The sequence below is a fragment of the Paraburkholderia sp. IMGN_8 genome (assembly GCF_038050405.1).
Classification (GTDB): Bacteria; Pseudomonadota; Gammaproteobacteria; order Burkholderiales; family Burkholderiaceae; genus Paraburkholderia.
In genome coordinates this window covers 2,285,322-2,299,943 of the sequence record NZ_CP150900.1, presented here as the reverse complement: position 1 = coordinate 2,299,943, position 14,622 = coordinate 2,285,322, and the positions used below count along the sequence as shown (strand labels likewise).

Annotated in this window: 12 protein-coding genes and 1 pseudogene; 6 read left to right on the top strand and 7 right to left on the bottom strand. The window is 58.9% G+C overall.

Annotation, left to right across the window (positions count from 1 at the left end):
* Positions 1 to 66: 66 nt before the first annotated feature.
* The 4 genes from WN982_RS10695 to WN982_RS10680 are packed head-to-tail and all read right to left on the bottom strand — an operon-like array spanning position 67 to position 3,147.
* Positions 67 to 378, bottom strand: coding sequence for a non-heme iron oxygenase ferredoxin subunit (locus WN982_RS10695; RefSeq protein WP_341315658.1), 312 nt, complete (start codon positions 376 to 378; stop codon positions 67 to 69).
* 8 nt (positions 379 to 386) lie between these two features.
* On the bottom strand, positions 387 to 860 hold the full coding sequence (locus tag WN982_RS10690; protein ID WP_341315657.1) for a nuclear transport factor 2 family protein: 474 nt from the start codon (positions 858 to 860) through the stop codon (positions 387 to 389).
* Between the two features lies 1 nt (position 861).
* The gene (locus WN982_RS10685) at positions 862 to 2,118 is read right to left on the bottom strand and encodes an aromatic ring-hydroxylating dioxygenase subunit alpha (protein WP_341315656.1); all 1,257 of its coding nucleotides are present in this window, start codon (positions 2,116 to 2,118) and stop codon (positions 862 to 864) included.
* 42 nt (positions 2,119 to 2,160) lie between these two features.
* Positions 2,161 to 3,147 (bottom strand): 2Fe-2S iron-sulfur cluster-binding protein, encoded by a 987-nt coding sequence (locus WN982_RS10680; protein WP_341315655.1) that lies wholly within the window; start codon positions 3,145 to 3,147, stop codon positions 2,161 to 2,163.
* A gap of 130 nt (positions 3,148 to 3,277) precedes the next feature.
* Here WN982_RS10680 and WN982_RS10675 point away from each other — a divergent pair, with 130 nt between their 5' ends.
* Entirely contained in the window at positions 3,278 to 4,180 is a 903-nt protein-coding gene (locus tag WN982_RS10675; protein WP_341315654.1) for a LysR family transcriptional regulator, read from the top strand.
* Between the two features lie 107 nt (positions 4,181 to 4,287).
* Here WN982_RS10675 and WN982_RS10670 read toward each other — a convergent pair whose 3' ends face one another.
* Both WN982_RS10670 and WN982_RS10665 read right to left on the bottom strand, forming a co-directional pair.
* A complete protein-coding gene (locus WN982_RS10670; protein ID WP_341315771.1) occupies positions 4,288 to 5,658 on the bottom strand; it encodes an MFS transporter in 1,371 nt (456 codons plus the stop codon).
* Between the two features lie 98 nt (positions 5,659 to 5,756).
* A complete protein-coding gene (locus WN982_RS10665) occupies positions 5,757 to 7,904 on the bottom strand; it encodes a S53 family serine peptidase (RefSeq protein ID WP_341315653.1) in 2,148 nt (715 codons plus the stop codon).
* A 752-nt stretch (positions 7,905 to 8,656) separates the two neighbouring features.
* Here WN982_RS10665 and WN982_RS10660 point away from each other — a divergent pair.
* The 4 genes and pseudogenes from WN982_RS10660 to WN982_RS10645 all read left to right on the top strand — a co-directional run.
* Positions 8,657 to 8,854: pseudogene (locus tag WN982_RS10660) on the top strand (hypothetical protein); the annotation flags it as partial.
* 869 nt (positions 8,855 to 9,723) lie between these two features.
* The gene (locus WN982_RS10655; RefSeq protein ID WP_341315652.1) at positions 9,724 to 10,968 is read left to right on the top strand and encodes a pectate lyase; all 1,245 of its coding nucleotides are present in this window, start codon (positions 9,724 to 9,726) and stop codon (positions 10,966 to 10,968) included.
* A 453-nt stretch (positions 10,969 to 11,421) separates the two neighbouring features.
* Positions 11,422 to 12,111, top strand: a complete 690-nt coding sequence (locus WN982_RS10650; RefSeq protein ID WP_341315651.1) for a response regulator transcription factor — start codon at positions 11,422 to 11,424, stop codon at positions 12,109 to 12,111.
* The gene (locus WN982_RS10645; protein ID WP_341315650.1) at positions 12,095 to 13,375 is read left to right on the top strand and encodes a HAMP domain-containing sensor histidine kinase; all 1,281 of its coding nucleotides are present in this window, start codon (positions 12,095 to 12,097) and stop codon (positions 13,373 to 13,375) included. Before WN982_RS10650 ends, WN982_RS10645 begins: the two co-directional genes overlap by 17 nt.
* A 92-nt stretch (positions 13,376 to 13,467) precedes the next feature.
* Here WN982_RS10645 and pal read toward each other — a convergent pair whose 3' ends face one another.
* A complete protein-coding gene (pal, locus tag WN982_RS10640) occupies positions 13,468 to 13,986 on the bottom strand; it encodes a peptidoglycan-associated lipoprotein Pal (protein ID WP_341315649.1) in 519 nt (172 codons plus the stop codon).
* Between the two features lie 293 nt (positions 13,987 to 14,279).
* Here pal and WN982_RS10635 point away from each other — a divergent pair, with 293 nt between their 5' ends.
* On the top strand, positions 14,280 to 14,612 hold the full coding sequence (locus WN982_RS10635) for a DUF2282 domain-containing protein (RefSeq protein WP_341315648.1): 333 nt from the start codon (positions 14,280 to 14,282) through the stop codon (positions 14,610 to 14,612).
* The last annotated feature ends 10 nt before the right edge of the window (positions 14,613 to 14,622 follow it).

Below are 14,622 nucleotides of genomic sequence, written 5' to 3'. Positions count from 1 at the left end.
TCCGACATTGCAGCTAGCGGGACGTCGGGAATTTAACTTCGAGACACTTCCAGGGCTCGGCGCAATCTAGATCTGGACGAAGACGCTGCCATCCTCGATCTTCACGGGATATGCCTTGATGTCCCCGGTCAGGGGTTCGCACATCGCCTTCCCGTTGCGGATATCGAAACGTCCCTGATGCAGCGGACACTCTATTTCGTGCCCTTCCAGAAAACCGTCACACAATCGCGCATGACCGTGTGTGCAGATGTTGTCCGTAGCGAATACTTCTCCGTCTACGCCATAGATCGCGAGTTCCGTCCCGCTAGCCTGCACTGCGACGACGTCGTCATTCGGAACTGCAACCAGCTCGATGACCCTGGTCCATTGTTGTGTCATGGCAAACCTCAAATCGGATAAATCAGCGAGTTGGCGATCATTTCGCTATCGAAAACGCACACGCGCGATTCAAACTTCAGGCCTGCGTCCGTGCGGCGAATCGTGTCGATGTAGCGGCCGACGTTGAAAACTGTGGAAATCTCATCGGGCTTGGTACGAAAGACGGCATAGTTCGCCTCGGAACGGATACGCTTCTGGTCAACGTGCAGGATGCGTGGGGTACCGACGACATGCCTCTGGTAGTACGGATCGTGAAAGATCGTCTCCGTCATGCCGTAGACCCGGTCTTTCAACATGCCGCGGCTTTCGAATGCCAAGGTCGCGAGCGGGTAGCCCCGGTCGAAGTTCTCGCGAGGCTGCACCTTGTACTCGCACTCTTCCGTAAAGAACTCCGGCCACTTATCCCATTCGTTGTTATCGATGGCAGATGCGTAGTCCGAGTAAAGCGCTAGCAATTGTTGGTATGTATCGAAATCGAGCATCTCAAACCTCCATGACACGACGCCAGTAGTCATACATCCCGCGAATAAGCGTTTCGGTCACCATGTGATCGGAATCCGCCACTTCGCGGCCGCCCAGTTCGGCAATCGTTCGATGGAACGGCTTCTGCTCAAAACCCTCCTGCGAGAATTCGATGACTTCTCCGTCGTCGGCTGAAACAAAGCCAGCCGGGCCGAACAGGTTGGCCTGACGAAGTCGGCGCCGCGTCATCTCTTCGCTGTCGTCTTCGAATCCGAAATGCGTCCACACGAAATCGAATGATCCGTGGCCGTTGGGCTGAATGTGCCGCGTCGACACGGAGTTGACCTGCTGCTGGATGATCACGCTTGGAAACAGCGTCATCATTACAGCCGTCGGTTCGCCCCACCAATCTTCCTTGACGATGTCGAGGATTCGGTCGTCATTCAGGTGCATCTGTTCCTTGAAGCTCGAGACGCCAGACGTCACCTCGCTTTTGCCTGCGGCGCCGCGTGTCGAGATCATGGCTGCGTGACGGAAGTGCTCATCCATCTTCAGTTCCGATTTATTGTCGGCTCGCCATAGCCCGAACGTGACAAACCACGTGTGCAGCAACCCGGGGTGATAGGGATCCTTGATGTTTTCCTGCATCAACTTCCAGTTGCCTGGAATACGCTGCCGGTTGTAGCCGAGAATAGTCAGCTTGCGTCCGTCGAAGACACGATCGAAGTAGCGCAAGATCGTCGGACCCAGATACTCCTCTAGCGACTGAAGGTCGTGGTCGAAGGACGCGAACACGACGCCGTTACGCGCTGCGACCTTCAGCTTGGTGAGGCCGTGGGCCTTCGGATCGAAATCGGAAGGCATACCGCCGTTGACCTTGCCATCGAGCTTCACACCGCGACGGAACGGAACGCCAACCAGATTGCCCTTCAGGTCATAGTTCCACTGGTGATAGGGGCAGGTGAAGTCCTTCCGGTTGCCCGACTTTTCGCGGCAAAATTGAACGCCCCGATGTGCGCAAACATTCTCCACCGCATAGATTTCGCCATCGGCCGCCCGGCTGACGATAACGGATCGCTCGCCGATAACCGTTCTCTTGAAATCGCCTGGGTTCGGGATCTCCGCTTCGAGGGCAACATAGCACCAGTGACCCGAGTAAAAGAAACGCTCGAGCTCGCGGCGATAGACGTCTTCGTCTGTGTATGCCCAGAATGGAATGCGGCTCGAGCCTTCCCCCTTCCACTCCGATTTCCTGAATACAACCGGAGCCTCGTTCATACCTGTCTCCTATGATTGAATTTGTTTGACGCTGCGGGTCCGTCAGATGCCACTCGGATAAAAAGCATCGGCGTAGATGCGTTCAGGCTCGACACCCTTCTGCCTGAGTAGTATCGACGCCGCGTCGACCATGACTGGAGCGCCAGCGATGTATGCGCTCCAGCCACGCATGTCGCTCCAGTCGTCGCTCACGGCTTGCGTTACAACACCGCTGCGAAAACCGTTCACTTTCTCACCGGACGCAACGACGACGTGAAACTTCAAGCGGGGAAGCCGGCTTTGCAACTCCCTCAGCCAAGGTTCGCCATATACGTCGATATTCGAGCGAACCCCGAAATACACGTGGACGGGGTTATTCATTCCTGCTTCGGCCATACCCCGGAGGATCGAGAGAATTGGTGCGAGTCCAGTACCACCGGCAATACAAACAATAGGGGCAGCGTTCTTACGGCGCAGGTATGCAGTGCCAAGCGGACCACTGACCCGCACCGGGTCACCGACCTTCAGTTCGTTGCCGATGTAAGAAGTCACGCGGCCGTCCGGTACGAGCCGGATATGAAACTCGATCTCTTCAGGGTTCTGCGTCACCGCCATCGAATAGGGGCGAATATGCTGTGGCGTGAACTGGAGATTCGCGTATTGACCAGGTGAAAATTCGAGCGGCCTGGACAGTCCGAGGCGCAAGCGCTTGATGTCGTGCGTCAGGTCTTCGATGCCAAGCACAGTCGACTTCAGGATCTTCGCCGGATGAACGACCACTTCGTCCACCTCTGGAATCTCGATCGAGCAGTTTTCAACGAGTGTCGTCTGACATGCGAGCACTGACTCGCCCCGACTCATCGGTGCATTCGAGTCCCCGCTACCCGTCACCAGTACGCGGCCGGATGCGACCCGGCAGCGGCATGTGCCACAGCGGCCTGCCATGCAACTGTATGAGATGGGAATCTGGTTGGCACGCAGCACTTCGAGCAGGTTTTCGCCAGCACGCACGTCGAGCATGCGCTGAAGCGGCAGAATAGATACTTCCATGGCGCCAGTGTCTCCGGGCTGGTCAGTGAGTGCATTCATGATGCCGCCGACGCTGCTATTGATAAATAGAAACTGCTTGATAGTTGATATCACCGACAGTGATAATGGTGATCAAAGGAGGAGACCACGGATGGAACTTCAAGATATCGACCTCAACCTGCTGGTCGTATTCAATGAGTTGCTTCGGCAGCGCCGCGTATCGGCAGTCGCGAACACCTTAGGGATTTCCCAGCCCGCCATTAGCAACGCCCTCAACCGGCTGCGAAAACTCCTAGGGGACGAACTGTTCCTCAGAACGTCGAAAGGCATGATCCCGACGCCCCTGGCCGAGACGCTTGCGGAGCCCATCGGCTTCGCGCTTGGTGCGATATACAACACGCTGAATGCAACATCGAACTTCGACCCGGCGTCCAGCACTCGTGCGTTCACATTGGCGATGACCGATATCGGAGAAATCTACTTTCTCCCCGCCCTCATGAAGAGGCTCGCCCAGGTTGCGCCGGGCGTTTCTATCAGCACTGTGCGCAATCATGCCGACACGCTTAGCGAGGAAATGGAGGCCGGACGTGTCGACCTCGCGATCGGATTCCTACCTGACCTCAAGACAGGTTTCTTTCAGCGGCGTCTTTTCAGGCAGAGATACGTTTGCATCTTTCGCAAGGGCCATCCACTGGCCAGGACCGGCATGACTCCGAAGGCGTTCTGGCAAGCGGAGCATGTCTCGATTGTCGCGGAGGGTACGGGTCATGGCATGGTCGACACGGCCATCCAGCGCGCCGGTGTAACGCGCCACATGCGTCTGCGCGTACCGCATTTCGTGGCTGTGGGACACATCCTTCAGACGACGGATCTGATCGCCGTTGTTCCAGAAGCTTATGCGGCGAGGACACTCGCTCCGTTTGGTCTCGAGTCGGCACCGTGCCCTATCAAGATTCCGGATATTTCGATTAATGTTCTCTGGCATGCGCGCAACCATCGCGAGCCCAGCAATCAGTGGCTTCGGCAACTCATATTTGATGAGTTCTCGCTTTGAGCCGGGATTTGCGTGACTGCGCCGCTTCAACGCCACCATGGGCGTGCTGGCCCCAGCTTGAGCAACTTACCTCGGCGTATTGGCGCAAGCCGCGGCAAGCTGATGAATCATGCAGCCGGGTTCGCGTGTCCGCTATCGCTCATCGCGCGCGGATCGTCGTATTCCCGCGAGATATCCTTGTTCGTGTAATCGCCCAGCCGCGAAGCGGCGATCAGGCTGAGGACCGCGCACGCCAGGACATAGCCCGCGATTGCATAGCCCGAATGGTAGTAAGCGAAGAGCGCGGTCGCAATCAGCGGCGCAGGGCCGCCGGCAATGACCGAAGCCAACTGGTAGCCCAGCGACGCACCGCTGTAACGCAGCCGCCCCGTGAAGGATTCAGCGATCAAAGCGGCCTGGGGACCGTACATCATCGAATGCGGCACCAGCGAGAGCACGATGGCCGCGAAGATCCACATCGGATCCCTGGTGCCGACCATAGCAAAATAGACGAAGCCGAATACGCCGACGGCGGCAGCACCGATCATATACATCCGCCGCCGCCCGATCAGATCGGACACATGGCCAAAGAGCGGGATAGTGCCGAATTCCAGCACTGAGGCCGCCAGCACCGCCGTCAGCAACAGGTCGCGTGTCACGCCCAGTGTCGAGACGCCATAGGTGAAGACGAAGGCCGTGAAAATATAGAAAGGTGCCTGTTCGGCCATGCGCGCAAAAGCCGAGAGAAGGATGTCTTTCGGCTGGCGGCGCAACACCTCGAGCATCGGCGTCTTCTCGATCTTGCGCTCAGCCAGGAGTCGCGCGAAGATCGGCGTCTCGAGAATATTCAAACGGATGTAGAGGCCGATCGCGACCAGTACGATACTGAGCAGGAAAGGCACTCGCCAGCCCCACGTGAGGAAATTGCTGCCGGAGATCTGACTCATGGCCAGCACTGCCAGGTTGGCCAGGAAAAGTCCCGCCGGCACCCCGAACTGCGGCCAGGAGGCGACGAAGCCGCGATGCGCGTTGGTACGCGCCCATTCCATCGACATCAGGACCGAGCCGCCCCATTCGCCGCCGACGCCCACACCCTGGATGAAGCGCAGCACCGTGAGCGCGACGGCGCCCCAGATGCCGATCGCCGCATAGGTCGGAACAAAGGCCACGGCAAACGTGGCGAGTCCCATCAGTAACAGCGTCACGATCAGCGTCGCCTTGCGTCCGATGCGATCGCCGTAGTGGCCGAAAATGGCCGCGCCAACCGGCCTCGCTACGAAACCGACGGCGTAGATCAGAAAAGCCTGCAATGTGCCGACGAGCGGGTCCGACGCTGGAAAATACAGCTTCGCGAAAACCAGGCCGGTGACCGTGCTGTAGAGGAAGAAGTCGTACCATTCGATCGTGGTACCAATCGTGCTGGCGATGACGGCGCGGCGCAACTGGCGCCGGGCGTCCGCATCGGAGAGGGGCTTTGCCCCTGATTGCGTGGCAGCCATTTTGGACACCCCCGAAAAAAGGGCAATATCGTATATAGACCACTTGCACGATGAGAGGTTCCGGTGGCGCAAGGTCCACGCCCCTCTCATCGAACCGGTCAACGCGGCCAGGCTTTCACCAGATTGGTCACGTTGACCGTGCCGATGCCAGTAGCAAAGTTCCAGCCTGCACCGGCGCCGTAGGCTTTCGAGTAGCGACTGTTGCTCGTTGAGAGGACACCAAAATTGCCGCTCGGGCCATAGCAATTGTTCGTGCCCGAACAATTCACGTCCATGTCGCCGAGCGTGACGTCATAGAAGATGCAGTTGCTGGCGACGCCGTTGCCGCGACTCGAATTGCAGGTGATAGTCCCGCCTGACGCATATTCCGTGGCCGCAAGGGTATAGAAGACCGGATCCGGATTACCCTGGCGGGCGCCGGTCTTCTGGTTCACCAACGCCTGGAACCCAGCCCAGATTGGCGCGGCGAACGACGTTCCTCCACCGCCAGCCCACCCGCTCGGCGCTCCCGTGCAGGCGGCGCCGCCGTTCGCCGTATCGGAATCGCAAACAATGTAGTAGTGGCCCCAAACGCCGTTGGCCGCGAACAGAGAGACATCGGGAAGGTCACGCACACCGTCGGCCGGGTTGCCCAGCAGCAGGAGCAGCGTTTGCCACACCGGCTTGGCATAGCCGCGGCATGTTCCGCTCACGACACCGCTCACCGACGGCGTCCCACCCGCGCAGCCGCTTGGCCCACCGCTGCCGCTCGACGTCGTCAGGTAATAGGCCTTGCCGGTCGGGCTGTTGCAAAAACCGGCTGCACCATAGGTTGCCGAATAGCCGCTCGCTGCGGCAATCAGCACGCTGGCGCAGGAATCGTTCCACGGAATTTCGGGGACATAGGATATCGCCGAGCCGTAGTTCGCAGTATTGGTCGCCGCCCAATAAGAAGCGGTGGTCCGCGCATAGGTGTCGCCGAAATCGGTGCCGCCGACCGCCACGTTGTACGGCGTCGAGGCGAGACCGCTGACTCCGATGCCATGAGTCGCATTGGCTAGGCCGGCATCACAGCTCGCGGCCCCTTCGTCGCCGGCGGACACATAAACCGAGACACCCCGGGCGACCGCTTGCTGGTAAACGGCACTGTAAGCGGCGTTGGCTGCGGCGCCGTTCTTCGCCTCGCATTCGCCGTAGCTGATGCTGATGATCGCCGGCGGGTTGTTGCTGTTCACGAGGTTCTGGAGTGCGATCAGGCCGCCGAACGTGGTGCTGGTATCCGCGCAGGACGCGAGCACGATGGCGGCGCTTGGGGCTGCCGCACTCGCCCATTCCGCATCGAGTTCGGCTTCCCTCTCGGTACCGGCCACGACGCCGGGATTCAGGCAATTGTTAGCGCCGCTGGCCGGCGCCGGATGGATTTGCGTAAAGGAGCCGGACGTGTAGCCGGATAATCCGAAGGCCGAGCGGAACGTCGCCCAGTCTGCGGGACTAAAGACGTTGGTATTCTCGATCACAACGATCGTCTGTCCCTGGCCGGAGATGCCGGAACGAAACATCGGGTTCAGATTGTAGATCGTCGCGAGATCGGCCGGAGCGACTGCGTGATAGGTCGAGTTGCCATTGATGTACGTGTATTCCGGCCGGGACTTGAAATTCGCATGTGGCAGGAAGTCGTTCAGCGACACGATCCCATTCACGACCTCAGAAAGAGCTGCCGGAATCCGCGGATTACTCACGTTCGCGATATGCGCAACGCCGCCCACGTCAAGCCGATGGATCTCGGCCTTGAATGCGTCGCGGATCTGTCCTGCAGTCCCGGAAAAGTCGATCACCATGCCGCTCGCCTGCACGCCGTTCACCGTTAGTCCATGCCTCGAAAGCCAATTGCTGATCATGCTCACATCGGCGTCTGCCGGGCCGAAATTCACGCGGAATTGTTCGGCCGTGAGCCACTGATGGAAATAAGGCGACTTCGGATCGTGGAGCAAATCGATGAAGCGCACGAGCGCGGCTTCGGTCTCGGCTGGGCGCTTCAGCAGAAGCTGCATGTGGTCGACCACGAGCGTGTCGTCGACACGCCCGCGATCGTTCTCCGCACTTGCCTCGGGCCGGATATTGCCGGTCAGCTCGACGGTCTGTCGCTCGTCGACGACCTGAGTGACCAGTTGCCGGACCGTTTGCGCCATTGCTTCGGGCGACGTACAGACTACAGTGACGAGCATCAGAACAAGTACCCGGAACCCTGATTGGAATCGAGTGAACATGTTGTATCTCCCTACGAGCCCTCGCAGCATCGGCCACCAGCTTTGCGCATCCGAAAATCAGCAGGTAAGCCGTATTCGGAGCTTGTCGGGACAGCACCCCAATCATCCAGCCGAAGCAAATTTCAGCGGCCTTCCGGAGAGCATTGGGTGTAGGGACATACATTGCTCGCAGACAACCTCAAACCGCGCCAACGCGAGGTCGCCGCAACGGCCGCTCACCTTCGGCCGCAACTTCCCACGCCAGGGAGCGAAAGACAACCTTTGCACTCGTCCTGGCACCGGTCAGTCAATCGATGGTAGGAGCCATTGAGCCGCTGTCAAGGCTCCTCCGCCCTATGCCCATTTGCACGACTCCACGAACCAGAATTCACCAGGTTGCACCATCGTGCGGCATGTAACAGGCGCGGCGTTCGCCAATAAATTGATTTGTCGCCGTTTCACCGCGCGGCAATGGTGCCATTTGATTCGTTCTTCACCCAGCCCACATTATTTACATGGCTTATTTTCGAGAATTACTCTTTCCCACAAGGATCCCCTGCTTCGACATATGACTCTTCGCCAAAGCGAAAAAGTGTTTAAATCATACGTTCTTTTTAAAATGATTTCCTATCGAACAATTTACAGATAGGCATCGACTCGCCATATGCACGATTTAAGATTGGATTTCGAAGATAGATAGACCTATAGTACCGGTCACACATGCATGTAAAACACGTCATCGAGCAGTATTCGAAGATGTACCGGGGGCGAGCATGGGCATATTGATCGATGAGGACATCGCGCACATCGAGTGCGTGATGCGTCCGTCGTTATGCGGGTTTGAAGGTGGTCCGATTCTGCCAGCCGAATATTGGCGGAGACGGCTCCATCGGCTACTCGACTCGTACCACCTGACGAAAGTCCAGTTGTGCTCGATCGATAGCCTGCTCCTGCAGTTGGACCGGTTCGACGCGGAGCATCGAGGCGATTCAGCGGCAACTTTTTCAGCGTTCCCTCGCGAACCGGTAACGCGTGCCGATATCGACGCCCGCGACGGCCAGATTGTCAAGGGCACAGGTGCGAAGGCGCAGAGATCCGGAGCTTCCCTGGATGCAGCTAAGGTGCAGCCCAGGCGCCCCCGTTCAAGACCTCACATAGGCCTGCACGTCGTGACGCCAGATGACCATGCCGCGAACAAGCGGCGTCGCGCCAGGCTTCCCGCACCGCTTGACGAAGGAAACCGGTGGGACGCGTCGATTTCGCTCGCGGTGGCCGTGCATGAATTGTTGGCGGATGGCCTCGCCGCCACGCTGAATGCCATGAGTGCCGGACATGTATTGCTCGGCGTTCATGCGATGAGGTTGGCGCAGATTTCGGGTTTTGAGGTATGGCGCAACGGCATAACGCAACAACTGGAAACGAAGCGATTCGACGACTCGTTCGTGCCGTAGTCGAAGATCTCGCGGAGCAACCCGACCTCATTGACCGTGCCGCGAGACGTTCTTGAAACCAGGATCATCCCCAGATACCCCCGGCGCATGGCAGTCCGTTCTCTGGACGGGGCCGAGGCTCGAACATCCTGGTGAAAGCGTATGGGAGGGTCCGCAGTCGTGCCGCCACCTAAGGAAATCCCTATAGCCAATTCAGGACATGCGGCGCACATGTGTCATTAAAATCCATCTTGCATAGTCCGGTGCGATGTGCGGCATGCGGACGACGTTTTTCGTCGTTCGCAAGTTCGGCTCATTCGCTTCGCAAGCCATGCATCGCCCCGAATAGTTTGGATAGCAAAGTGTTTTGAATCCAGAGCCAAAAAATTAAACAAAAGCAATCAATTCTGTTGCTAAAAAACGTGATCTTTATAGCGGGGAAGACCAAATTGAAGCGAACAATTGCCTTAACAACAATCATTGTTAGCCTCTTGACCGCATGCGGCGGTGGTGGAAACGGCACCCCGTCTTCGGCACAAACCGTATCGAACGCCAGTTCGAAGATATCGGCGGTGGTCAATGCCGCCGCTTCCGCGACGGCCGTAACGGGAGGCTTTTCGACGGCAACGGGATCGACCGATACCGCTGTGACCGTGACGACACTGAGCGAACTCAAGGCCGCGTTTGCTGCAGGTCGGCACCATATCGTCATTAGCGGCGATATCTACGGAGGTTCCACGCTGACGACACTCACCTTTTCCAGCGTCGGTTGGAACAACACGACGATCGAAGGCGCAAGCGGCGGGCGCGCGGTGCTGGAAAATATTCAGTTGAAATTCGACGGCGAACTTCTGCCGTCCGGGCAAAACATTCAAAACATCGTCGTAAAAAACATCACGTTTCACGGCGTAATCGCCGATCTCCAGGCGTTGCCCACGCAGGTCTACGGCACATCTAACTATACGGGCATCAACTACGAGGGTGTTTCTCTGCGACGAGTCACCAACGCGTGGATCGATCATTGCACCTTCTATGACACGAGCGACGATCTGATGAGCGTCACATTGTCGTCGGATAACGTGACTATCTCGTACAGCCGGTTCTATTTCACCAACGAATGGCTGAATATGAATCCGGACCCGCTCTGGAATTGGGTTGGCAACTACCAGGACCTGGCCAACGAACGCCTCGCCATGGTGGTCGGCGCCAGCAGTTCGGATTCGTACACCTATGGCGGCAACATGCTGCATGTCACATTGCACCACAACCGGTTCGGTCCCAATCTGAAGGGGCGGCCGCTGCTGCGCGGCTGGGTCCATGCATACGGCAACTATTTCGACAACGATACCGTGCCCACCGGAACCACCGCTGATGGCTACAACGAAACGCAATACAACGCATTGCAGATTGGTAGTGGCAGCGTCATCTATTCCGAGTCGAACTATTTCTACCTGACCAATCAGAGCAACCAGATTGGGCTGGATTCCTCCGGCGACGCATATGGCTTCTACGAAAGCGGCAATTACTATAACAACACGACCGGGACATCGGCGACGGGGGATGCTTTTTCGGGTGCGCCTGTCAGCTACTCGTATAGCGTCGATCCAGTATTGAATATTCCGAACCTGGTGCAAAGCCGCGCTGGTCCACAATAAGCACGATGCGGGTGGACCGTCGACGGCCTTGCCGCGTCGTCGCCCCGGTTCGCCAGGGTTTGTGAGCTGGAGATCGACGGGCACGGCCTGGCGAACGCACTTTCACGTGGCGGCGCACTGATGAGCCGAGAAAGAATCGCCGGCGTCCATGCCCGATCGTCTCGTCTTCGATTGAACGACGCTTGAAGAACTGGGCCGGCGCGAAGCTCGTACGCAACGGCCTTAACATGAGCGACAAGATCGATCGCGAATTGATCGTGCAGGATCTGAAAAAATGGGCCAAGGGCGCTCACGTGGCAATGGCGACGGCCAGCCTCCCCAGGAGGATGCCCGGACCAGGAACCGTAGTTCTGCGGATAACCACCGTTGCGAGGTTCGGCAGGACATTCCCTGCGCACCGGACATCGTGGCCTTGCTAAACTGCCCCATCCCATTCGCCCGGAACACCGCCCGATGAAAGTATTGATTATCGAAGATGACGCGGATATCGCGACCAATCTCTACGACTATCTGGAAAACGGCGGCTATGAGGTCGACGTTACGTCAGACGGCACGATGGGCCTGCATCTCGCTGTGACGCAGCACTGGGATGCCATCCTGCTGGACCTGTCGCTGCCTGGCGTGGATGGGTTGGCCATCTGCCGCAAACTGCGGGAAGAAGCACGTCGGGACACGCCGGTGCTGATGCTAACCGCGAAAGATACGCTCGACGACAAACTCGAGGGATTCGTGCACGGCGCGGACGACTACCTGGTCAAGCCGTTCTCGCTCAAGGAAGTCGGCGCACGGCTCCATGCCCTGATCAAGCGCTACAAGGGCCAGGTGACGCAAGCGAGCCTGTGTTGCGTGGACGTGCACTTCGATCTGGCGACGCTCACGGTGGAGCGCGCCGGACGGCCTGTCAAGCTTCCGCCGAAGTGCCTGCAACTGCTGCGCATCCTGATGCAATCGCCGAATCGGGTGTTTGGCCGGGCCGAACTCGAGGCCGAGATCTGGGGCGAGCAATTGCCGGACAGCGATACGCTGCGCGCGCACGTCTACACGTTGCGGCGTGCGCTGACCGCCGATGGTGAGGACGATCTCATCGAGACGGTACACGGTCTGGGCTACCGGTTCGTGGACAGCGATGCAGACGCGTCGTAGCCTGCGCCTGAAGGTCGCGCTGGTCTTTTCCGCGCTGACGATCCTGCTGCTCGTAGGCCAGGCGCTCGGCGTGAAGGCACTGACGGAAGCGCAGGAGGAGTCGCTCATCGCCGCGCTGATCGAAGACGACATGGCGAGCCTGCTGCAGAGCTACCGGATGAACCCGACGCTCGTGCCGCCGCTCGATCCGCGGCTCGGCGGCCATGTCTCCGCCGGCGGCCACGTGAGCATCGCGCTGCCCGCGTCGGTCAAGGATCTGCGCGTTGGCACGCATGAAGTCATCGTGGACGACCGTGAAATCCACGTCGCGGTCGCGCTGTTCGGCGATTCGAAGCTATATCGGATCTACGACTTCAGTGCGTATGAGCAGCGTTTCCGGCAGGTGATCAATGCGTTGATGATCGGCACCGGCATCTTTGCGCTACTGGCCTTCTGGCTCGCGTTCGGACTGTCCGGCCTGCTGGTCCGGCAGGTTGCCGGCCTCGCCCGCCAGGTCAAGGCACTCAGGCTCGGCGCATCGTCCGCACTCGATGCCGCCAGGTATGACGAAGTGGAAGTCGTGGAGCTGGTCGAAGCGTTCAATGACTATCACGGGCGGATGGCACAGATGATTGAGCGCGAGAAGGACTTCACCGGCAATGTCAGCCACGAATTGCGCACGCCGCTCACAGCGATCAAGACCAGTTGCGAACTCCTCGACCAGGATGAGGCGCTGGGCGCGAAGTCGCGGGCGCGGCTGCGGCAGATCGATCGCGCGGCGGACAAGATGATAGATCTCGTCAACGCGCTGCTGCTGCTCGCGCGCGAAGAATCGTCGGCCGATGTCGGCCCTGTGCGCATCGCAGGCGCCATCGAAGACGCGCTGGATCCGTTTGCCGTCACGCTGACAGGCAAGGGAATCGAGACCAGAATCGACGTCGACAGTCGCCTGCGCATCGAGGCGAATCGGCCCGCGCTCGCCATCGTGCTGTCGAATCTGATCGGCAACGCAGTGCGCTACACGGACAGCGGCCACGTCCGTTTCACCTATACGGACGGCTGGCTGCAGATCGAAGACACAGGCTGCGGCATCCCGCCGGATGCGCTGGCGCGGGTGTTCGAACGGTTATACCAGGCTAACCCGCCCGAGCCCGGCAGACACGGGTTTGGCATCGGTCTGTCGATAGTCAGGAAGATCTGCGATCGCTACCGCTGGTCGATCAGACTCGATAGCGAGCCCGGGAAAGGAACGCGCGTGTCCCTGCACCTGCCGCCGCTCGACTGAGATCTGTCCGGCACGGCGGTACTACCAGGCTGGAATTCCGTTATCCGCACTGGGCAGGCCGGATACTACGGCGGACATGACTGCGTTTCGGGCTACTGGCGGTAAACGAGATCGGCACGACGATTTATTGCCCAGGATGCCTCGTCATGCCCGGTGGCCGCCGGCTTTTCTTTACCGAAACTGATCGCCTCGATCTGCGAATCGGGAACACCGAACAGGAGCAGCACGCGGCGAACCGCCTCGGAGCGCCTTTGGCCCAGCGCCAGATTGTATTCGCTCGTGCCACGTTCATCGGTGTTGCCCTGAATGACCACATGGCGTTGCGGATGGTTTTTCAGATATTGCGCATGCTGTTGCAGTAGCGGTTGATATTCATCCTTGACGGTGTAGTCATCGAAGTCGAAATAGACGCTGCGTTTGGCGAGCGGGCTGTTCGGGTCGTTCAGCGGATCGATCCCGATCTGGGTGACGGCGTTGGGGCTGGTTTGCGCGCCGACCGGGCCACTTGCCTCGGTGGTGTTCGCGCTCGGGGCGAGCTTCACACCCGAGCGACATGCGCCCAGTATTCCGACTAGCAGAAGCATGAGAAGGATACGAGTCGTTGGCGTCATTTCCGAGGTCTCCCTGAGCGATGCACCAGCTGCTACCGGCGGCAGCCTGGCATGGTTACTCTCCCGCCCCGACGTTTCGGGGGTAATCAGCCTGGGCCGCATCGAGATGCATTCCGTACGACACTCAACGTCGGGCCAGGGCGGTGCGTTCTGGAGGACATGTACAAATTCTGCGCGTTTGGCCGGATGCCAGCGTGAATATTAATTTTGCGTGCGGCGTAACCTTTGCCCGTCGTCCGGCGAATCTTCCTGCAGGTTGCGATTCTGCGACCCCAACCTCAGGAGGATGCAAAATGAGCAAGCAACTCGGTAAGCCGCTACTGGCTGCTTCGACCCTGTCCGCAGCGATCGGTCTGGCGCTTGCGATGCAGGCGTTGCCAGGACAGGCGCAGGAGATGAAGGACATGAGCAAGATGCCGCAGGTTGTCCAGGACAACATGATGCGGATGCAAAAGAACAAGCTGGAAAAATGCTACGGCGTCAATGCGGTCGCGAAGAACGACTGTGCCGAGGGCGCCCATTCGTGTGCAGGCCAGGCCACCCAGGCGCGCGATACGAAGTCCTTCGTGCTGCTGCCGGCGGGTGACTGCTCGAAGATTCAGGGCGGCAAGTTGCAGGCAAGCTGAGCGGCCCACC